The sequence below is a fragment of the Aquirufa antheringensis genome, from assembly GCF_004307425.1.
Lineage (GTDB): Bacteria > Bacteroidota > Bacteroidia > Cytophagales > Spirosomataceae > Aquirufa > Aquirufa antheringensis.
Genome location: NZ_SEWZ01000001.1, coordinates 191,876 through 211,631, shown reverse-complemented (window position 1 = coordinate 211,631; position 19,756 = coordinate 191,876). Strand labels below are relative to the sequence as shown.

At 44.0% G+C, this 19,756-nt stretch carries 18 protein-coding genes; 9 read left to right on the top strand and 9 right to left on the bottom strand.

Annotated elements, in window-relative coordinates; genetic code table 11:
* Positions 1–65 precede the first annotated feature (65 nt).
* Positions 66–1,868, top strand: coding sequence for an excinuclease ABC subunit UvrC (gene uvrC / locus EWU21_RS01030; protein WP_130894934.1), 1,803 nt, complete (start codon positions 66–68; stop codon positions 1,866–1,868).
* On the opposite strand, the gene nuoK is transcribed toward uvrC, so the two are convergent.
* Genes nuoK through EWU21_RS01010 form a run of 4 tightly spaced genes read right to left on the bottom strand, consistent with a single transcriptional unit; the run spans position 1,865 to position 5,789 of the window.
* On the bottom strand, positions 1,865–2,170 hold the full coding sequence (nuoK, locus tag EWU21_RS01025) for an NADH-quinone oxidoreductase subunit NuoK (protein ID WP_130894933.1): 306 nt from the start codon (positions 2,168–2,170) through the stop codon (positions 1,865–1,867). The two genes, uvrC and nuoK, sit on opposite strands and share 4 nt — an antisense overlap.
* Positions 2,163–2,669 carry an NADH-quinone oxidoreductase subunit J family protein gene (locus EWU21_RS01020; RefSeq protein WP_130894932.1) on the bottom strand — a complete coding sequence of 169 codons (507 nt, stop codon included), beginning with the start codon at positions 2,667–2,669 and terminating at the stop codon, positions 2,163–2,165. Before EWU21_RS01020 ends, nuoK begins: the two co-directional genes overlap by 8 nt.
* Positions 2,666–3,376 (bottom strand): 4Fe-4S binding protein, encoded by a 711-nt coding sequence (locus EWU21_RS01015; RefSeq protein ID WP_130894931.1) that lies wholly within the window; start codon positions 3,374–3,376, stop codon positions 2,666–2,668. The genes EWU21_RS01020 and EWU21_RS01015 overlap by 4 nt, the downstream gene beginning before the upstream one ends.
* A gap of 1 nt (position 3,377) precedes the next feature.
* Entirely contained in the window at positions 3,378–5,789 is a 2,412-nt protein-coding gene (locus tag EWU21_RS01010; RefSeq protein ID WP_130894930.1) for an alpha-ketoacid dehydrogenase subunit alpha/beta, read from the bottom strand.
* Between the two features lie 132 nt (positions 5,790–5,921).
* On the opposite strand from EWU21_RS01010, the gene EWU21_RS01005 reads away from it, so the two are divergent.
* Positions 5,922–6,299 carry a DUF1573 domain-containing protein gene (locus EWU21_RS01005; RefSeq protein ID WP_130922808.1) on the top strand — a complete coding sequence of 126 codons (378 nt, stop codon included), beginning with the start codon at positions 5,922–5,924 and terminating at the stop codon, positions 6,297–6,299.
* 58 nt (positions 6,300–6,357) lie between these two features.
* Here the strand turns inward: EWU21_RS01005 and EWU21_RS01000 are convergent, their stop codons facing one another.
* Together EWU21_RS01000 and EWU21_RS00995 are read right to left on the bottom strand one after the other, a co-directional pair.
* Complete coding sequence (locus EWU21_RS01000) at positions 6,358–8,196, bottom strand: hypothetical protein (protein ID WP_130894929.1); 1,839 nt, start codon at positions 8,194–8,196, stop codon at positions 6,358–6,360.
* A 2-nt stretch (positions 8,197–8,198) separates the two neighbouring features.
* The gene (locus EWU21_RS00995) at positions 8,199–9,989 is read right to left on the bottom strand and encodes a family 16 glycoside hydrolase (protein ID WP_130894928.1); all 1,791 of its coding nucleotides are present in this window, start codon (positions 9,987–9,989) and stop codon (positions 8,199–8,201) included.
* A 146-nt stretch (positions 9,990–10,135) separates the two neighbouring features.
* On the opposite strand from EWU21_RS00995, the gene EWU21_RS00990 reads away from it, so the two are divergent.
* The 7 genes from EWU21_RS00990 to EWU21_RS00960 all read left to right on the top strand — a co-directional run bounded on the left by EWU21_RS00990 (position 10,136) and on the right by EWU21_RS00960 (position 16,221).
* Complete coding sequence (locus EWU21_RS00990) at positions 10,136–11,191, top strand: sensor histidine kinase (RefSeq protein ID WP_130894927.1); 1,056 nt, start codon at positions 10,136–10,138, stop codon at positions 11,189–11,191.
* 1 nt (position 11,192) lies between these two features.
* Positions 11,193–11,945: a LytR/AlgR family response regulator transcription factor gene (locus EWU21_RS00985; protein WP_201737828.1), complete on the top strand. Its 753-nt coding sequence runs from the start codon at positions 11,193–11,195 to the stop codon at positions 11,943–11,945.
* Positions 11,946–11,979: 34 nt separating this feature from the next.
* The gene (locus tag EWU21_RS00980) at positions 11,980–13,473 is read left to right on the top strand and encodes a lipopolysaccharide biosynthesis protein (protein ID WP_130894926.1); all 1,494 of its coding nucleotides are present in this window, start codon (positions 11,980–11,982) and stop codon (positions 13,471–13,473) included.
* The gene (locus tag EWU21_RS00975) at positions 13,470–13,799 is read left to right on the top strand and encodes a hypothetical protein (protein ID WP_130894925.1); all 330 of its coding nucleotides are present in this window, start codon (positions 13,470–13,472) and stop codon (positions 13,797–13,799) included. The genes EWU21_RS00980 and EWU21_RS00975 overlap by 4 nt, the downstream gene beginning before the upstream one ends.
* Positions 13,796–14,086, top strand: coding sequence for a cell division protein ZapA (locus tag EWU21_RS00970; protein WP_130894924.1), 291 nt, complete (start codon positions 13,796–13,798; stop codon positions 14,084–14,086). The genes EWU21_RS00975 and EWU21_RS00970 overlap by 4 nt, the downstream gene beginning before the upstream one ends.
* 57 nt (positions 14,087–14,143) lie before the next feature.
* Positions 14,144–15,727, top strand: a complete 1,584-nt coding sequence (rny, locus tag EWU21_RS00965) for a ribonuclease Y (RefSeq protein ID WP_130894923.1) — start codon at positions 14,144–14,146, stop codon at positions 15,725–15,727.
* A gap of 62 nt (positions 15,728–15,789) precedes the next feature.
* On the top strand, positions 15,790–16,221 hold the full coding sequence (locus EWU21_RS00960; RefSeq protein WP_161566455.1) for a GNAT family N-acetyltransferase: 432 nt from the start codon (positions 15,790–15,792) through the stop codon (positions 16,219–16,221).
* Positions 16,222–16,270: 49 nt separating this feature from the next.
* Here EWU21_RS00960 and bioB read toward each other — a convergent pair whose 3' ends face one another.
* Genes bioB through EWU21_RS00945 form a run of 3 tightly spaced genes read right to left on the bottom strand, consistent with a single transcriptional unit; the run spans position 16,271 to position 19,712 of the window.
* On the bottom strand, positions 16,271–17,290 hold the full coding sequence (bioB, locus tag EWU21_RS00955; RefSeq protein WP_130894921.1) for a biotin synthase BioB: 1,020 nt from the start codon (positions 17,288–17,290) through the stop codon (positions 16,271–16,273).
* 13 nt (positions 17,291–17,303) lie between these two features.
* Positions 17,304–19,073, bottom strand: coding sequence for a signal peptide peptidase SppA (gene sppA / locus EWU21_RS00950; RefSeq protein ID WP_130894920.1), 1,770 nt, complete (start codon positions 19,071–19,073; stop codon positions 17,304–17,306).
* A 21-nt stretch (positions 19,074–19,094) separates the two neighbouring features.
* A complete protein-coding gene (locus tag EWU21_RS00945; RefSeq protein WP_130894919.1) occupies positions 19,095–19,712 on the bottom strand; it encodes an inorganic pyrophosphatase in 618 nt (205 codons plus the stop codon).
* Positions 19,713–19,756 lie beyond the last annotated feature (44 nt).

Below are 19,756 nucleotides of genomic sequence, written 5' to 3'. Positions count from 1 at the left end.
AAGAAAGAGTCACCTTAGATAATTACAAAAAATACAAAGAAGAGAATTTTGCTTAATTTTGGCCTATGTCCACCTTTGACCCTAAATCTATCCTTCCCTCTTTACCCGAAGATCCGGGGGTTTACCGCTACTTTGATGAAGCGGGAACCATTATTTATATAGGAAAGGCCAAGAATTTAAAGAACCGGGTTAGCTCGTATTTCACGAATACAAAAGGAAAGGACAATAAGACAAGGCGACTGGTTTCGCAGATTCGAAAGCTAGAGTTTACGATTGTTCACTCCGAGTTTGATGCTTTGCTTTTAGAGAATACACTCATCAAGCAGTTTCAGCCGAAGTATAATATCTTATTAAGAGACGACAAGACCTATCCGTTTATTTGCTTGACCCGCGAGCGCTTTCCTAAATTGGTGACGGAGCGCCGGATAAATCATGCGATGGGGACGTTTTTTGGGCCTTATGCGAATCCTAAATTAATGAATGCGCTGCTGGAGATGCTGCACCAGCTGTATCCGCTGCGGACGTGTGCGCTGAATTTAAAAGAATCGCATATCGAGGCGGGAAAATACAAGGTCTGTTTAGAGTACCATATTGGGAATTGCAAAGGACCTTGCGAGGGTTTAGAGCAGGAGGCGCGCTATATGGAGTACATTGATCAAGTGTCGCAGATTTTGAAGGGAAATTACCAGAAGGCGAAGACCTTTTTTATCGCTCAGATGCAAGAAGCCTCCACCCGGCTCGCTTTTGAGCAGGCGCAGGAGTGGAAAGAGAAGTGGCAGTTACTGGAGAACTTCCAGGCGAAGTCGACCGTGGTAAATCCATCGATTCATGATGTGGATGTATTTTCGATGGTGTCCGATGAGTCATTGGCCTACATTAACTTCATGAAGGTCATTAACGGGACGATTTTGCAATCGCAAACCTGGGAGGTGAAGAAGAAATTAGAAGAGGATGAGGCGGAATTGTTGACGATGTTGATTTGGGAGAAGCGGAATCAGTTTCAGAGTAAGGCCAAAGAAATTATTACCAACATCCCCATGTCCATCGAATTCGAGGGCGCAAAAAACACGCTGCCTAGTCAAGGCGACAAGCGGAAGCTCCTAGATATGTCGCTAAAGAACGTCTTGTACTTCCGAAAAGAGAAAGCGGACCGCAAGGCTGCAGAGGAAAGTGGTGGCGATCGCAAGATGCGCGTGATGATCAAGTTGAAAAACGATTTGCGCCTGAACGACCTACCTAAACACATCGAATGTTTCGACAACTCGAACTTGCAAGGAACGAATCCGGTCTCGGCGATGGTGTGTTTCAAAAATTCGCTGCCGTCGAAAAAGGATTACCGCACCTTCACGCCTAAAACGGTCGAAGGTCCAGATGATTTTGCCACGATGTACGAGGTGATAACCCGGCGGTATACGCGTCTGTTAGAAGAAGAGGCTGAACTTCCTAATCTGATTATTGTCGACGGTGGAAAAGGGCAGTTGAGTTCGGCGTGTGATGCCTTAAAAGCCATTGGATTATATGGCCAAATCCCCATCATCGGGATTGCGAAGCGTTTAGAAGAGATTTATTTCCCAGAGGATAGCTTACCTCTCTATATAGATAAGAAATCGGAGTCGCTGAAACTGATTCAACAGTTGCGGGATGAGGCGCACCGGTTTGGGATTACGGCGCATAGAAATAAGCGGAGCAAAAACTTCATCGTGTCGCAATTGGAGACCATGGATGGAATTGGGAAATTGACGGCGGCTAAGTTGTTGAAAGCTTTTGGGACGGTTGCGCAGCTGAAGGAGGCGTCTGAAGAGGATTTGGCCAAAGTCCTAGGCAAAATGAAAGCCCTCCAATTCAAAAAACAACTGGATAACCTCTAGTATTCAGATTTGAATTGATCCACTTCGATCGCGCGGTAGTTTCGGTAGACTTGCAAAATAATCGCTAAAGCGATCGCCATCTCGCACACACCCACCACTAACACGAAAATACTCAGATACAAGCCTTGCAAGGAAGGATCATTTTTAGAAAAAGCGACCAAATTCAAATTAGCCGCGTTCAAAATCAATTCAATTCCCATCAACACGAAAATCGTATTCTTTTTCACTAGCAAAATCGATATTCCCGTCGCAAACAGAAACGCAGACACCCACAAGAAATAGATTACCGGAATATCAGTCATGGTTCTTCGCGACAAAAGTGGCGCCTATTAAGGCAATCAATAAAAACACGCCTGCTAATTCGAACGGAAAAGCATATTCGGTCAATAAGCCTAAGCCTACTTCCCGTAATTTAGAATCTCCCGTCACTGGTAAGTTAATCACCCAAGGTCCTTTCGTGAATAACCAGAAAAGGCCTAAGAAAAAAGATAATCCAATCGAAAAAGGCAACAATCGACCTGATTCCCGCGTCATCAAGTGGTTCTTCCCGGTGGCTGGATCCGTTTGATTAGTTAACATAATCCCAAATAAGATCAAGATTAACACACCACCCACATAAACCAATAAATGCGCGACCGCTAAAACGTCCGCATAAGCTAAGACGTACAGTCCGGCTAGGCCGAGCATCGTCAAGAACATAGCCAAAGCCGCATGCAACAAATTCTTTGTCCACAACATCGACAACGCGCTTCCGCAGGTCAACATGGCTAATACCAAGAATGCGATCACAAGCGGGCTCATTCGGCGTCAGGTTTAGGCTTCGGTTTAAAACTAGGCTTAAAGGCGGGCTTGAAGGCTGGTTTAGGAGTAGCAGGTTTTTCCTCCGTTGATTCAGTAGTCGGCGCTTCAGTAGGTTCTGCCGTTTTCGCTGCCTCTTTCGCTGCTTCTTTCGCTGCTTCTTTTTCCGCTACAAATTGCTCGTACAACGCGCGCTTTTCAGCCGCTTGTTCCGGGGTCAAGTTCGCGAATTCAAAATTATGTTCCTTCACATCGAAAACGGAGAAATCGTATTCCGAGGTCATCGTCAAACATTCGGTCGGACAAACGGTGGTACAAAGGCCGCAGAAGCAGCATTTGGACATGTCTATATCGAATTTCGCGGCATATAAACGAATGGGCGAGCCGTCAGAAGCCGTTCCCACTAAACCCGTTGCTTTGATAGGATCGATTTCGATGCAGTCCACCGGACAGACTTTCACACATTTATCACAGACGATGCAATCATCCATTTCGTTGTGCAATTGGTAGCGCCCGTTAACGGGAGTGGGTATTTGTTGCTGCGGGTATTGAAGTGTGACAATACCAGCCTTTTGATTAAAATAATCAGGATCTTGAATATTTTGGATGCTGCGTTGATTCCGAGCGGCCCAGGCATGCTTCCACGTCAAAGCCATCCCCTTTCGAGTACTCTGAATTCCATCCCAAATAGCCTGAAAATACGCTTTCATCTTAAAAATAGATAGCTGGATAGGTCGACGGATCCGATTCTCGCATGATTTCGTAGACGGCATCCACGACATTCTCGGTGTTAGGCTTAGAGAAATAATCTCCATCCGAACTGTAAGCTGGTCGGTGAGCCGTTGCCGCGATACAAACGGCTGGACTTTCTAACCAGGTAAAGGCTCCTTGTTTATCTAAGACCTCCTGCATCATATAAGCAGATGCTCCACCCGGCATATCTTCATCTGCGAAAATCACGCGGTGGGTCTTTTGAATCGAAGCTAAAATGCTGTGGTGTCTGTCAAATGGCAATAGAGTTTGGGCATCGATCACCTCTACGGAAATTCCTAGTCCCGCCAACGTCTCCGCCGCTTCCATCACAATTCGACACATCGAACCATACGTTACGACCGTAAGGTCTGTACCCTCGCGCAATATTTCAGGGATACCAAGTGGCACCTCGATTTCGGTTAAATTAGACGGCATAGGCTCTTTCAAACGATATCCGTTCAAGCATTCGATCACAATTCCCGGATCATCGCCCTTTAAAAGCGTGCGGTACATCCCAGCTGCCTGCGTCATGTTACGAGGAACGCAGAAATGCACGCCGCGTAAACCGTTGATTAAAACGGCCATAGGGCTTCCAGAATGCCAAATACCCTCCAAGCGATGACCCCTCGTACGAAGAATCATGGGGGCTTTTTGACCACCTGCAGTGCGGTAATGTAAACAAGCCCAGTCATCCGATAACACGGGGAATGGGTAGAATATGTAATCCAAATACTGAATCTCTACTATCGGTCGCAAACCACGCATCGAAGCACCGATTCCCTGGCCTACAATACTTACTTCGCGAATACCAGTATCGGTCACTTTCAGCGGCCCAAATTTCTCTTGTAATCCGGCTAACGTTTGATTCACATCCCCTATTTTCCCTACGTCTTCGCCGAGGATAAATACACGTGGATCTTCTAAAAACTGCGAAAAAGCCTTATTCAGAATTTCCCTTCCATCTACTAAAACGGGTTCTTTTTCATAGGTCGGTTTCACGCCTTGAATTAACAAAGGAGACTCATCCGACTCACTCATTTGATGTGAACTGAAGCGTCTTCTGTTTAATTTTTCGAGGTCATCTAACCACTTGCGCAGTAGTTTAACTGCAGGCCCTTGGTAGAATCGAAAAGCGCGCAAGGTCTTGCGACCTGCTCGCACTAAATCGCTAAAAATAGGATAAGGCAGCGCGTTTAATTCATCGATAATGGGCTGCAATAAACTAGGTTCATTGGTGGATTCTAATAGGTTTTTCGCGATGCGTAAAAAACCCTTTTTATCTACTTCAACCGAGGCCATATAGGCCGCAAAGGCTTCTTTCTGGTACTTGCGCGCTAACACGGAGGCCTCCTCGTCGATGGCTTTTAATTGCTCTTCGGAGGCTATATTTTCAGCTAAAACCCATTGACGGAACAACACGTTACAATCAGCCTCTAATTCCCAAGCTAAGCGTTCCGCTGATTTGTAGCGTTCGTGAGAACCGGAAGCCGAGTGACCTTGTGGTTGCGTACATTCGATGACGTGAACTAAGCACGGAACAAAGTCCTTGCGTGCTAATTCTGCCGCCTTTTGATAGGCCGCCACTAAACCGGGATAATCCCAGGCTTTTACTTGTATAATTTCGAGTCCTTTCTCCTGCTCATTACGCTGATAACCCGCTAATGCCTTCGAAATGGATGATTTTGTTGTTTGAAATTCAATAGGCACCGAGATACCATATCCATCATCCCAGACCGAAAAGACAATAGGAATCTGCAACACTCCGGCGGCGTTAATACACTCTAAAAACATGCCTTCAGATGTGGATGCATCCCCTATCGTGGTGAAACAAACTTCCTGACCCTGTTTAGAGAAAAGTGCTTCATGATCTTTTAAATCTGCCCTTTCCCGGTACATTTTAGAGGCGTAGGCAATGCCCAAAGCACGGGGTATTTGGCCCGCTGTGGACGAAATTCCGGCCACGGTATTGTATCGAGAGGTCTGATCTAGCCATTTGCCGACTTCATCTAACCAGCGAGTGGCGTGGTGATTATTCATCTGACGTCCACCTGAATGTGGGTCAAATTGAATATCGGGATGACCGTATAGTTGCGCAAAGTACTGTGGCCAGGTTAAATCCCCGATGGCGGCACCAATCGTTTGATCTCTGTAATAACCCGAAATATAGTCCCCTGGGCGCATAGACCGCGCTAAAGCGATTTGGCATAACTCTTTTCCATCCCCATAAATACCAAACTTCGCCCGGCCAGAAAAGACCTCTTTACGCACTAAAAGACTACAAGCGCGGCTAATAACGGCCAAGCGATAGTCTTCGAGCACCTGGGCAGGATCGAATGAATGTGGAGGATTAGAAAAAATAAATGAATTCAAATGCTTGGTCTTATTAAACACGTAAAAATACAACAAAATCCTGGGCGTACAAACAGAATCCGGACAAGAAACTTGTCGAAATCTTTTATTGTTTATAGATTTGGACCGTATATAAAACCAATGAAAATAGATATGAAAAAATTAATCGCCCTATTTGCGCTTGTTTTAGGCTTTGCCTTCAGTTCAAACGCACAAGGTGTTTTGAAATTTAAACAAGAAAAACACGATTTTGGTACCATCACAGAAGGAACAGTAGCAACGTACAGCTTCGAATTCACTAACACAGGAAAAACGCCTGTGGTTATTTCTAACGTTCAGCCATCTTGCGGCTGCACCACTCCGGATTGGACTAGAGAGCCTATTATGCCAGGCAAAACAGGTAAAGTTACAGCAGCGTATAATTCTGCTGGTCGCCCAGGCAACTTTAATAAAACGGTTACGGTTATTAACAATGGCCAAGTTTCCCAAATCGTTTTAGCGATTCAAGGAAGTGTTGCAGCGAAGAGATAATCTCGATCGACATTAATCCTAAAAAAAGCTCTCTGCGATAAACAGAGAGCTTTTTTATTTAGTCGTGGTTCTTAAGACTTTCTGTTTCACGCAGCCCATTAATCCAGCCTGCAATTTTCAGCACATCCGACTTGGGCACGTGACTCATCGGTGCCATTTCGGTAGCGAAGTCCGGCCAGTTTTGCGGGTTAGGCTTATATACTAACTCTAAAATCTTCTGATTTGAATAATTACGCTTAGCGATTTCCGTAAAGGCAGGGCCTATTAATTTACTGTCTTTTGCGTGGCAAGCAGAGCAGGTATGTTTCTTCAATAGACCCGCAATGCCTAATTCATAGCCCATAGAGTTTTTAACGTTGCGAGCTGTCACTTTCGTTTTGATTTCCGCCTCAGGTGCCGCCGCCACTAAAGCAGGACCCGTAGGAATCTCATTCAAGGTATAATATGCCGTCTCGTGCAACAAAGGCTCCCCTTTCTCATTCAACACCCCCTTTAGAGTAAATTCATGAATGAAGAACTGGCGAATTCCATCGATGGAAATGCGGACTTTCTTGCGATCAGCTGACACTTCCACCCCTTTGATTTTTAAGTCTTTTAACTCGATAATCGGGCTTCCATACTGGTGTTGGTATTTGTATATATACGACCGAATCGCATAAGAAGCGGCTTTCTTCACGGAATTCACATCTACTGGCTGTGTAAAGCTAAACTCAAAACCATCTGACTTCGCTTTGATCATATCGATTTCAAAAGGCATATTTCCATTCCAAAACAAGCGCTGCAAACCGAAATCATCCTTCCCCGTACTTCCCCAGCCACGAGACGTCATTCCCACAAACATGCTGCCATCTAAGCCAAATCGTTCGCGCAAGATTCCTGACTGGAATCCCTCGCGGTAGTTGATGGCAAAACCTTGGTAAACGCCATTCACTTTCTCTAGACCCATACGCATCACCTTGGATTGCCCTTGGTCTGCTACGAAATACTGACCAGGGAATGGGCTAAACTTGCCCCTAGTGGTGTCTTGCACTATGTCTGAAGTGGAAATCCCCATAATCGCGTGAGGAAACCAAACAGCTGGTAATTTGATCTTCGGATTTTTCTTCGCCGCCTCAAACATCGGTGAACCATTATCTTGAATCTCTTCTAAGCTAAGTTTCAAGGGGCTATTGGGTTCTTTCGCCCATTTAAGACCGCCTGGATTGCCCGCAAAATCGCCTTTAGCTAGGTGCGTTACTCGGCCCGAACCCACCCAGTCTCCCTGGTTTTCGCCGTAGAACAGATCGCCTTCTTCGTTAAAGCTATAACCCGCTGGAGAACGCAAACCACCTGCAAAAGGCTCTAATTTGCCGTCTGGGGTGATTTTTACGAACCAGCCTCGCCATTTGGAAAACTTACCTTCTCCAAAACCCACCCACGCTAAATTCAAACTCACCCACATATCCCCGTTCTTATCGATCACGGGACCATAGGTGTACTCGTGGTAGTTTCCTGACAGGTCAAATTGGTAAATGGGCTCATACAAATCCGCCACACCATCGCGATCCGTGTCTGAAATTTTCGTCAACTCCCCGCGTTGCGAGCAATAAAATACGCCATCCTTGTAAGCAAGTCCTAATACCTCGTGCAAACCACTCGCGAACCGACGGTAATAGGTTTGGTGACTTGTTTTTTGGTAAGGATTCTCCACGATCCAAATCTCCCCTCTCCGCGTACTGACCGCCAAACGGCCATCCGGCATCGTAGCTAATCCTCCCACCTCTAAATAGATCTCTTTCGGGATGGGAAGGGTTTTTATTTCGTAATAATCTTGCTCCTTTTTAGGAGCTGGTTTTGTCTGGGCAAAGGCACCTAGGGCTGTTGCAAACAAGAGAACTAAAGCTGTATATTTTTTCATCGTTACCAAATCAAGTCATAAGTGAATTGCGCCCCTGTAAATGGCACACGAATTTGTTGTGCGCCGGAAGCTATTTTCAAAAGTTCTGCCGCAGCCCCTTTCCATTCCATAAAATTACCCGGCTGAGAAGCCAAGCCATTTTGCAAAATAGACAAATGATGTCCCGTGGCTAATACCGCTTCCACATCGGTTTTCTGCGGACTTGCTCCTACCAAGGTCAACGTACGCTTTAATCCATTTCCCGCCGGCTGTATGCGGTCTTCAACGCGCAATTTCGCCGCAGTCCACTCGTATATAAAGATGGGACGACCCGCCTCTAAACGGTAGCCTTTGTAGACTAAATCCGTTGAATCTGCTTGCGCTTGATGGGCTAAAGCTAAGGGGAATTTTCCATCTTGAACGACCGTTAAACCGAGAGGCTCAGAAGTCTGAGGCTCGCCTCGGTTATCCCACATTTGGGTGGCATCTAAGAATTTACCCCGCCAAACTTGAAGAATCGCGCCTTGCTTTAAGTCGTAGCTATAATGCAATCCCGCAGGATCTCCCACGTGAATCACGTGCGTCTTCTTCTTCCCTAAATGAAAGGCAAACGAACGTTGTAAAACGGGTTCTGCATTCGCTTTTACCTCGATCAGTCCTACCGCATCTGGATCCAATAACGACGTTCTCTCGTGAAGTGACACTAAACGGGAACCGATGCGCTTCACGTTCAAACCCAAGGCCTTAGGACCCCAAGGGAAATCCTTGATGTGAACAATTTCTAGGCGATGCTTGCCTGCTTTCAAGAAAGTAGAGGCTGGCACCATTTCGTTAAACCAATGCGCGCCTTTATTCAAGACGACACCATCTACTTTCAATTCGCCAGAGCCTGTCCAAAAGGTTTGAAACTCATACGTATCATCCTCCGGAATCGTCAATTCTGCTTTGTAATGGATTAAATAATCATTGTTCACCGGAATGACACGGTAGGTCAAGGCAGGCAATTTACCTGAGGAAACTGGCTTAGTAGTAGGGATAATTGGGTCTGTAAATTTGCCTGTATAATAGTCATAAGAAACCTCACCTAGAGAGGCTGTAGGCTTTTCGTAAGTCTCAAAACGCAGATTTCTAAAGGCAATCGGGCCGTGATCGCCTTGAATTAAGATAGGGCCAAAGGGCGCTTCTTTATCAAAAATTGCACCGCGCGTCATCCCGGAAACTTCGATATTTTCCTGTACTAAAATGCCATTTAAAATCACTTTCTTAAAAATGGCATTCGCGATTTTTTTACCATTCGCATCGAAACGAGGGGCCTGAAAATCAATTTCTAAGGTTTGCCAAAGGCCGGGAGCTTTACTCGCATTTTGGCGTGGCGCATAACCTTCGTAACCTTCATTTCCTTTTCCACGCGAATCATCCCAACGCTCATATATACCTCCGCAATCACTGTATTTCACAGTTTTCTTTCCCCAAGAATCATACAACTGCACTTCGTAACGACCTTGCATGTAAATACCTGAATTCATACCCTTAGGCAACATAAAGTCGACTAACAGGCGAATATCTCCATGCTGCATTTTGGACTTCAAATCATCTGTGCGATGGTATTTACCACCTCTGAGCGTATTCACTAAAACGCCTTGGCCGGGACTTACCTGAAATGCGGTATCTGAATAGGTAGAAAACACGGCCTGTTCAATCGTCCAATTCTGACTGGGTTGATCAAAAGCAGCTAAATCTGTGAGGGGAATCGATTGCTGAGCCCAAACGCAAAAGGGCGTGGCGAACAGCAACAAAAGGAGCAATTTCTTCATTTTAAAATAGGTTTTAGACAAATCTACTGAAAACCATTTGGCCTTTTCATCGGCACATTCAGGACGGTGGTAGAAATTTTAATGGAAATATAAGGAAGATTCTCTTAATTTGAATTCGCTGACTTGAAAAAGCAAAATAAAACCCGATGATATATAAGACGTCTACCTTCAGGAATCTGTTATTGCACCTGTTTTTTTGGGCTTTCCTGATTGCGCTACCCATCCTTTTAGGACCTAATACGAATTCAACTAACCCAGAAGAAATTCGCCGTTCTTATTTTTGGATTTTTTACATGACCAGTTTTACGGTCATCAATATTCCCTTTTTCTATCTAAATACCGAGATCTTACTCCCCAAGTTATTGAGAGCCAAAGGAGTAATCATTTACCTATTGACCCTCATCGGTGCGATTGTTTTCATGCTATGGATTCATGAGGAATTATTTCACTGGGCTTATTCTCATTTCTTCCCAGGCAATCATTCGGGTGGCGGTGCTAGAAGAGGTGCCTTAATGCGGATGATCTTCCAATTGTTGTTTTATGCCGCAATTGGTACTTCCTATCGATTGATTTCAGACCGAATGAAGGAAGATGAGCAGGTCAAAGAACAGGAGAATGAACGTTTGAAATCTGAGCTCTCTTTTTTGCGCTCACAGATCAGCCCGCATTTCATGTTTAACGTGTTGAATAGCGTCGTTTCTTTGTCCCGCAGAAAGCCTGAAATGGTGGAACCCGTAGTCGTGAAATTATCGGAATTGATGCGCTATATGATTTACGAAACGAATGATTCGATAGTTCCTATCAGTAAAGAATTAGTCTATTTAGAAAGTTATATAGACTTACAGAAGATTCGGTTTGGCGATGATATACAGATTGATTTTAAACATGAATTAGGGCCAAAATCAAGCCACATCGAGCCCATGTTATTGATTCCTTTTGTAGAAAACGCATTCAAACATGGCGTAGGGTTCATCGAAAATCCCACCATTGACATCGAATTAAAAGACAGCACCTCTGAATTATTTTTCAGCGTTGCTAATAAAAAAGGGACGGCGATGAACGAGACGAAAGATGAAAGTTCGGGTATCGGACTAACGAATGTGAAACGCCGTTTGGAATTGTTATATCCTACGAATCACCAGTTAGAGGTGAACGATACAGGCTCCGATTTTATCATCACACTCACCATTCAACACCTGTAATATGTCAGAGGAAAATCTAGTAGAAATCCCGGGTAGCATTTTGAAGTGCATGGCAGTGGATGATGAAAGTTTAGCTTTAGATTTAGTTGAAGATAACATCTCCAAAGTTCCTTTTTTGCAACTCGTGAAGCGCTGTCGCAATGCCATGGAGGCAGTAGAATACTTGGAGAATAATCCGGTGGACTTATTGTTTCTGGACATCCAAATGCCCGGAATGACAGGCTTGCAATTTTTAGAAAGTTTGACCACAAAACCGATGGTTATCTTTGTGACGGCCTACCAACAATATGCCTTAGATGGCTTCAATTTAGATGTCATCGACTACGTCTTAAAACCCATCAATTTTGAGCGCTTTTTAAAGGCTAGTCATAAGGCACTTGACTATCACAAGAGCAAGCAAATGCTGAATAAGCCTGCAGAAGCTCCTAAATTAGAGTTCATTTTCATTCATGCGGATTACTCGTTGATGAAGATTATGCTCGAAGACATTCTCTACATCGAAGGCCTAAAAGACTACATTAAAATCCACCTAAGAACCCAAAAATTCCCGGTAGTTTGTCGCATGACGATGAAGTCCATCGAAGAAAAATTACCCTCCACAGAATTCATTCGGGTGCACAAATCGTTCATCGTTTCACTCAGCAAGATGGAGTCGATTCGCAGCCAAAAAATCAAAATAGGCGAGAATCATATTCCGATCAGCGAAAGTTATTCTGAGCATTTTTACCAAATCATCGGCTATCAAAAGCAATAAATTGTAACTTTGAGAATTGACCGAACATTCACGCATGTCCATTCTTAAAAAATTAGCTGGCGAAACCCTTTCCTACGGATTCAGTACGATCCTGGGGCGCTCCCTGAATTTTTTATTGGTTTTCATCCATACCGCCGCCTTTATGCCGGCTGCTTTAGGCGTGAACGTGAAGCTCTACGGCTATGTCGCTATTGCTAATATCATCTACACCTACGGAATGGAAACGGCTTATTTTCGCTATGCGAAAGAGGCGCCAGAACGCTATTACAATCTCATTTTAACCGCTATCATCCTCACTTCAGGACTTTTTACCCTTGGATTATTTGTCTTTGCTGACCCCTTGATGGCACAACTAGGCTATGAAGGAAAAGGTCAATTCATGCGTTGGTTAGCCTTGATTTTGGCGATCGACGCGGTGACAGCTATTCCTTTCGCGCGTTTAAGATTGGAACGTAAAATTCAATTATTTGTCAAGGCAAAAATCGTTTCCATCCTCCTAAATGTAGGATTGAACCTTTTCTTTTTAGCGCTTTTAAAACCGATGCAGGAAGGTCACTGGGGTCCCATCTTTTTACAGAATCTCTATTTCCCAAGTATCGGAGCCGGTTATATTTTCCTAGCTAATCTACTTTCAAACGCAAGTCTATTCTATTGGTTACGCTCCTCTTTTACTGATTTCAAGTGGACCTGGGATAGTGCCGAAATGAAAAAATTGTGGGTCTACTCCTTCCCCATCATGTTCATGAGTTTAGCGGCGATGTTTAACTTAATGTTCGACCGTTTATTGCTAGAGGAGTTTCTACCAGAAGGATTTTATCCAGGTAGAAGTTCAGAGGACGCTCTAGGAATTTATGGCAACTGCTATAAACTTTCCGTTTTTATGAGTTTAGCCATTCAGGCTTTTAAGTATGCGGCAGAACCGTTCTTTTTAGGTTCTAAGTCTGCCGAAAATTCGCAATCGAATTTAGCGCTAGTGAGCCATTGGTTTGTGATCGTTTGCTTGATTTTATGGGTGGGCGTGAGTTCGAATTTATTCTGGATACAGGGATTATTTTTGCGTCAATCCATCTATTGGGAAGGCATTGGGGTGGTGCCTGTTTTATTGCTGGCTAACTTGTTTTTAGGAGTGTATTACACGCAATCGGTTTGGTTTAAAAAGACGAACAAAACCTACATGGGTACGGTGATTACAGTGACTGGACTAGCCGTTACTTTGATTGGGAATGTCATTTTCATCCCTATCTATGGCTATATGGCTTGTGCCTATTCTTTCTTGACTTCAGCCATCGTGATGACTTTATTGTGTTATGTAGGGGGCCAAAAATACGACCCAGCACCCTACCGATGGATGGCAGCCATCGTGTACATTGGTTTAGGTGTGATCGCTATACAGTCTGGCTCTATCTTATCCAGTTTACAAATTCCGTTATTCATCAGTCAGAACATCGGATTTATTTGTATTTTGGTCTATATTTTACTGAAAGAATTCTCCTGGAAAAACGGGAAACCTAGCTTAACCCTGAAATGAAAAGTGAACTAAAAATGCAATACCTAAACCTCAAGCTGAAGATCAGCGGGATGGTAGCGCGTTTACACGAATTTCAAGGCACCCTCGTCCAAAAACAAGCGGAACTCGAAGATCTCCAACAAAAGCTAGCCCTAAAATCAGAGGAACTGGTTAAAACCCAAAGACGGTTAAAAGAATTGGAGAAAAACTTTAAAAAATCAGATAATTTCGCTAAAATTGTAGCTAGTACAGATAACACAGCAATTCCCAATGCTGAGTTGAAACAAAAGTTAGAAGAATATATTACAAAAATAGATCATTGCATTGACCAATTACGCAATCCATGAATCCTAAAATCCCTTGTAATCTACTGGTAGGCATACAAAGTATCGCCTTAAGGGTTAGTCCGGGTGAAGAGGCTTACGTACGAAATGCAGCATCATTAGTGAACAGACTTGTTCGTTATTACGAACAGGAGACAAATAGTTCAGATCCCGCAGCCGTGATGGCGATGGTGGCACTCGATTTAGCCATGTGTGGTTTGAAATTTGACGCAGAACACAATTCACTCCAGGACGACGTTTTGGAAGAAAACAACGAATTGTTATCGCTTGCGGCTGAGTTCACAGTATAATTTTCCTTTTCTTTCGATTTTTCCGGGGACTACTGTATAAACACACATTCGTTCTATATGTCCACTATATTAACTTTTATTATCCCTCTTATCGCTGCGGCTGGAGGTTTATTTGCCGGGAAAGTATTCTACTCGAAAGTAAATAAAAACATCGAAGGGGATGCACAACGCAAAGCGGAAGACATCCTAAAAAATGCAGAAATCTCTGCAGAAAACATCAAGAAAGACCGCATGCTTGAAGCGAAGGAGAACTTCCTACGTCTTCGTGCTGAATTCGAAGAAGAGTCTCAAAACAAAAAGGGAATTCTGTTAGAGAACGAACAAAAACTACGCGAAAAAGAGCGCGTTTTAGCGCAACAAGCGGAGCAACAACGTACGGCTGAACAAGAATTGCATTCTGCAAAACAAAGCGTACAGGCTAAGGAAGAAAATTTCCGTAAGAAACTAGAAGACGTAGAGAAGAAGCGCGAAGAGGCGGAAGCTATGTTAGCGAATCAGATCAGCCAACTAGAGAAAATTGCTGGTCTTTCAGCAGATGAAGCACGCCAACAAATTATGGATGCTTTAAAGGCAGAAGCAGAATCGAAAGCGAGTTCACTAGTGAAACAAGCGATCGAAGAAGCGAAATTAACGGCTACGAAAGAAGCGAAGAAAGTCGTGATCGAAACGATTCAGCGTACGGCGGCTGAAAACGCGATCGAAAACTGCGTTTCTGTATTCAACATCGAATCAGACGACATCAAGGGAAAAATCATTGGACGTGAAGGCCGTAACATTCGTGCGCTAGAAGCTGCGACAGGTGTGGAATTCATCGTGGATGATACGCCGGAGGCGATTATCATTTCAGGTTTTGATCCAGTTCGCCGAGAGATTGCTCGTTTATCTTTGCACCGTTTGGTACAGGATGGCCGAATTCACCCAGCTCGTATTGAGGAGGTTGTGAATAAGACCCGTAAGAACATCGACGATGAGATCATCGAAATCGGTGAGAAGACGGTGATTGACTTAGGTATTCACGGTTTGCACCCAGAATTAATTAAGATGGTGGGACGTATGCGTTTCCGTTCTTCTTATGGCCAAAACCTATTACAACACTCGCGCGAAGTCGCAAAGCTTTGTGCCACAATGGCAGCTGAATTAGGATTGAATGCAAAACTAGCGAAACGTGCAGGTCTATTGCATGATATTGGTAAAGTTTGGCATGAAGAGCCTGAACTTCCTCACGCACTGTTAGGAATGGAGCTGGCTCAGAAATACAAAGAGCATCCAGAAGTATGTAATGCGATTGGGGCTCACCACGATGAGTGCGAGATGACTTCCATGATCTCTCCTATCATTCAGGTGTGTGATGCGATCTCTGGATCTCGTCCAGGTGCACGCCGCGAGATGATGGAGTCGTACATGAAGCGTCTTCGTGATTTAGAAACATTGGCTACCTCATTCGATGGTGTTCAGAAGTGCTATGCGATCCAAGCGGGTCGTGAGCTTCGTATCATGGTCGATTCAGAGAATGTAAGCGATGAAAAAGCATCCAACTTATCATTCGACATTTCTCAAAAAATCGAGAAAGAGATGCAGTATCCTGGTCAAATCAAAGTAACGGTGATTCGCGAAATGCGCGCCGTGAACTTTGCAAAATAGGATCGAAATCGAGTATATTTATGGCGCCACCCTGCGGGTGGCGCCATTTTTTTTACACTTCTATGCTAGAAATAAAATCCCCACAAACCGACTCGGACTGGAAAGCCTACTACGCCTTGCGCTTTAACGTATTAAGAGAGCCTTGGAACCAACCGCTGGGTTCAGAAGTTTTGGCAGATGAAGACCAAGCTATTCACGCTATCGCGGTGAAAGACGGGGTGGTTTTAGGCGTAGCTCGCATGCACGAATCGGCTGAAAAACAAGGCCAGGTACGCTGCGTAGCTACTGCAACCGCTGCTCAGGGAAAAGGAATTGGAAAAGCCATCATGGCTTACTTAGAAAAGAAGGCAATTGAAAAAGGCTGGACCGAAATAGTCTTAGAGGCGAGGGAAAATGCCGTACCTTTTTATGAAGCAATTGGCTATACGATTGTCGCCGAATCCTATCTATTGTTCGGCGAAATCCAACATTACCGGATGAAGAAAAGACTATAAAAAAAGCGCTACCTCTTTCGAAATAGCGCTTCATTTATGTTTGTAAAAACTAGTGCTTGTGCTCTAGGCCTTGTGCACTTGGAATCTGATTAAATTCAATCCCTGTTTTACGTGCATCTTTGAACGCTTCCTTCGGTTTGATGCTCAAGATTTGGAATAATTCCGCATCTGATTTCGTATCCGGGTTAGGCGTCGTTAATAAGACATCCCCAGAGAAAATCGAATTCGCTCCTGCCATAAAGCAGAAAGCCTGACCTTCGTAGTTTAATTCTAAACGCCCCGCGGATAAACGAACCGCGGACTTGGGCATCATGATTCTAGCCGTGGCGATAACGCGGACAAGATCCCAGACAGAGGCTGTCTTTTGATTCTCAAAAGGTGTTCCCTCCACTGGAACAAGATTATTCACTGGAACAGATTCAGGGTGCTCAGGTAAATTCGCTAACGTCAAAAGCATTCCAATGCGATCTCCCGCACTTTCACCCATTCCGATGATACCACCTGAACAAACAGATAATTTTGCTTTACGTACGTTGCCTAGCGTCTCTAAGCGATCATCGTAGGTACGCGTTGAGATAACATCATCGTAATATTCCTCACTCGTATCGATATTGTGGTTGTAGGCATAAAGACCCGCATCCTTTAATTTCTGCGCCTGCTCTTCAGATAACATGCCTAACGTACAGCAAACTTCCATGCCTAAGGAATTCACGCCTTTAACCATATCTAGTACACGGTCAAAGTCCTTGTTATCACGCACCTCGCGCCAAGCCGCTCCCATACAGAAACGCGAACTACCACTGTCTTTCGCGCGGTTTGCTGCTTGAATAACCTCCTCATATGGAAGTAATTTTTGCACCTTCACATTTGTGTGGTAACGAGCTGCCTGCGAGCAATAAGAACAATCCTCTGGGCAACCACCCGTTTTGATGGAAAGCAAAGTCGAGATTTGGACCTCATTCGGGTCAAAATTCTCGCGGTGCACCGTCGCCGCTTGATAGACCAAATCCAAAAAGGGTTGGTTGTATATTTTTTCTACCTCTTCCCGAGTCCAATTATTACGTACCATATAAGCTTTATTTCTATTCAAATTCCATTAAATAAGGCATCATTGCTAAGAAGCCTTCTCTTTTTTTCCAACGGTTTACCTCAAACATGGAGGAAGCCCAAGGGATATTTTTAGCCAACAAACGCTCTGATAACGAAGTTTCAGAAGTCGCAGAACTTAATAACTCGTCCACGAATGATTTCGCCTTCGGATAAACCGACACCTTGTAAGCACCCGGCTTTAATTTTGCTTTAGCCGCCGCTATCTCAATCGCCTTATCTAAACCGCCTAATTCATCCACTAAACCAATTTGTTTTGCCTGAGCTCCTGTCCAAACACGGCCACCTGCTACCGATTGCAAGCGTTGTAATGTCATCTTGCGACCTGCCGCTGCTTTCGTCGTAAAAGAAAGATAGCCTTTGTCAACCGATTTCTGAACAACTGATTTTTGGAAATCGGTTAAGGCTCCTGCTGACGTCATAAAGTTCGAATTCGCATGTGTATTCACATGATCCTGGGTAATACCCAAGGTATTTTTTAGGAAATTATCCACATTGAACCAGGCAGCAAAAATACCAATGGAACCCGTGATAGTCGTAGGTTGGGCAACAATTACATCCGTTCCCATCGCCATATAATAGCCACCAGAAGCAGCATAATTTGACATAGACGAGATAATCGGTTTTACCTTCTTGGTTAATTCAATCTCACGCCACATGATATCGGAAGCTAAAGAGGATCCACCCGGCGAATCAATGCGAAGCACGATCGCTTTGACTGATTTACTCTCACGCAATTTCTTCAATTCTTTCACGAAATCATCTGAACCAATATTTCCCTCAGAAGCTCTTGTTCCAGAGATCTCTCCTTCAGCCACTAAAACCGCAATGCGATCCTTCCCTTCTACCTCGTCAATTGGATTTTTTGCCTTCAAATAATTATTCACAGACACATAAATCACCTTTTCTTTTTCTCCAGATCCCTTCTTTAATAAGGCCTCAAACTCATCCCAATATCCTTGCTTCACCATTCCTAATTTCTCCGCGTTAGAAGGCTCAAAAGCCTGTAAACTATCCGCAATCAAATCTAATTTACGAACGGGGATATTTTTAGACCGAGCAATTTTGTCAAACACATAGGTATTAATCGACTGTAAGAAAGAGGATGTCTGCGCCTTGTTTTCTTCGCTCATATCTTCACGAATGAAAGGTTCTACCGCCGATTTGTACGTACCCACGCGGAACACTAAAGGCTCTATTTCTAATTTGTCTAAAGCTTTCTTGTAGAACGTATATTGAACGCTAATACCATTGAAATCCAATAAACCATTCGGATTCAAATAGGTCTTATCCGCCACAGAAGATACATAATAGCCTTTTTCCGTGTACGAATTAGCATAGGCATACACAAACTTGCCGGACTTTTTAAACTTCTGAATTGCCTCGCGAATTTCGGATAATTGCGCATATCCGGCGATCGGAAAACTAGCGTCTAAATAGATCCCCTTGATTTTAGGATCGACTTTGGCCCGCTCTAAAGCAGACAAAACCTGAATTAATCCCAAATTCTCCGGTGGAGCAAAATACAAATCCGTTAAAGCCGCGAAGGGATTATCCTCCGTCGTCGCGTTCTCCACGATGGGACGATTCAAATCCAATTTCAACACGGAATTATCTTTCAAATCATAGACCTCGTCCGAACTACCCATGGCGGCACCTACACCAGCCAATAGCAATAAGGAGACGATCGCAAAAAGAAAAAGTCCCACGACAGTCGCTAACGAATATTTGACAAATTGCCACATAGCTTTACATTTTAAGGTTTTCTAACCAAAGTTTTTACGGTAGTCTTCGCGCGCTTGACGAATCACTTCGAAAGCTACTTCGCGACCATAAATATCATCAATATCAACCGCACTTGAGGAGGTTTCTCCTGGCAACATTTTATAGGTCCAGAAATAGTGTCTCAAGCGCTCCACGATATCCTTAGGTGCATCCGCAATGTCTTTCCATTTGCCATAAATCGGATCATCCTTCAATACCGCAATAATTTTATCATCCGCCTCACCCTTATCAATCATGCGAATTCCCCCAATCGGAATCGCTTGACATAAAATATCTCCGTGCGTAATCGCACGCTCTGAAAGCACTAAAATATCCAACGGATCGCCATCCCCTCTTTCAATATCCTTACCAGAATACTTGCGCGCTAATTCCGCGATGCCATCAGAACAATACGTTTGAGGCAAAAAGCCATATAAAGCTGGAACAATGTTCGAGAATTTCTGCGGACGGTCGATCTTCAGATATCCCGTTTGCTTGTCAATCTCGTATTTCACCGTATCCGTAGGAACAATTTCAATAAACGCGGTCACTAATTCAGGCATTTGATCACCTATTTGAACGCCATGCCAAGGATGTGCCTTAAAGAAGTTTCTATTCATAATCTTTTTATTAAATCTAACTTAGGTTAAAAATCCCTGCAAAT

Excerpts from the sequence above, each read along its gene's own strand:
- EWU21_RS00995 (WP_130894928.1), bottom strand. The coding sequence starts at position 9,989 with ATGAAGAAATTGCTCCTTTTGTTGCTGTTCGCCACGCCCTTTTGCGTT.
- uvrC (WP_130894934.1), top strand. The coding sequence starts at position 66 with ATGTCCACCTTTGACCCTAAATCTATCCTTCCCTCTTTACCCGAAGAT.
- EWU21_RS01020 (WP_130894932.1), bottom strand. The coding sequence starts at position 2,669 with ATGAGCCCGCTTGTGATCGCATTCTTGGTATTAGCCATGTTGACCTGC.
- nuoK (WP_130894933.1), bottom strand. The coding sequence starts at position 2,170 with ATGACTGATATTCCGGTAATCTATTTCTTGTGGGTGTCTGCGTTTCTG.
- EWU21_RS00945 (WP_130894919.1), bottom strand. The coding sequence starts at position 19,712 with ATGAATAGAAACTTCTTTAAGGCACATCCTTGGCATGGCGTTCAAATA.
- EWU21_RS00960 (WP_161566455.1), top strand. The coding sequence starts at position 15,790 with ATGCTAGAAATAAAATCCCCACAAACCGACTCGGACTGGAAAGCCTAC.
- bioB (WP_130894921.1), bottom strand. The coding sequence starts at position 17,290 with ATGGTACGTAATAATTGGACTCGGGAAGAGGTAGAAAAAATATACAAC.
- EWU21_RS01000 (WP_130894929.1), bottom strand. The coding sequence starts at position 8,196 with ATGAAAAAATATACAGCTTTAGTTCTCTTGTTTGCAACAGCCCTAGGT.
- EWU21_RS00970 (WP_130894924.1), top strand. The coding sequence starts at position 13,796 with ATGAATCCTAAAATCCCTTGTAATCTACTGGTAGGCATACAAAGTATC.
- EWU21_RS00980 (WP_130894926.1), top strand. The coding sequence starts at position 11,980 with ATGTCCATTCTTAAAAAATTAGCTGGCGAAACCCTTTCCTACGGATTC.
- EWU21_RS00990 (WP_130894927.1), top strand. The coding sequence starts at position 10,136 with ATGATATATAAGACGTCTACCTTCAGGAATCTGTTATTGCACCTGTTT.
- EWU21_RS00975 (WP_130894925.1), top strand. The coding sequence starts at position 13,470 with ATGAAAAGTGAACTAAAAATGCAATACCTAAACCTCAAGCTGAAGATC.
- EWU21_RS01005 (WP_130922808.1), top strand. The coding sequence starts at position 5,922 with ATGAAAAAATTAATCGCCCTATTTGCGCTTGTTTTAGGCTTTGCCTTC.
- rny (WP_130894923.1), top strand. The coding sequence starts at position 14,144 with ATGTCCACTATATTAACTTTTATTATCCCTCTTATCGCTGCGGCTGGA.
- EWU21_RS00985 (WP_201737828.1), top strand. The coding sequence starts at position 11,193 with ATGTCAGAGGAAAATCTAGTAGAAATCCCGGGTAGCATTTTGAAGTGC.
- EWU21_RS01015 (WP_130894931.1), bottom strand. The coding sequence starts at position 3,376 with ATGAAAGCGTATTTTCAGGCTATTTGGGATGGAATTCAGAGTACTCGA.
- sppA (WP_130894920.1), bottom strand. The coding sequence starts at position 19,073 with ATGTGGCAATTTGTCAAATATTCGTTAGCGACTGTCGTGGGACTTTTT.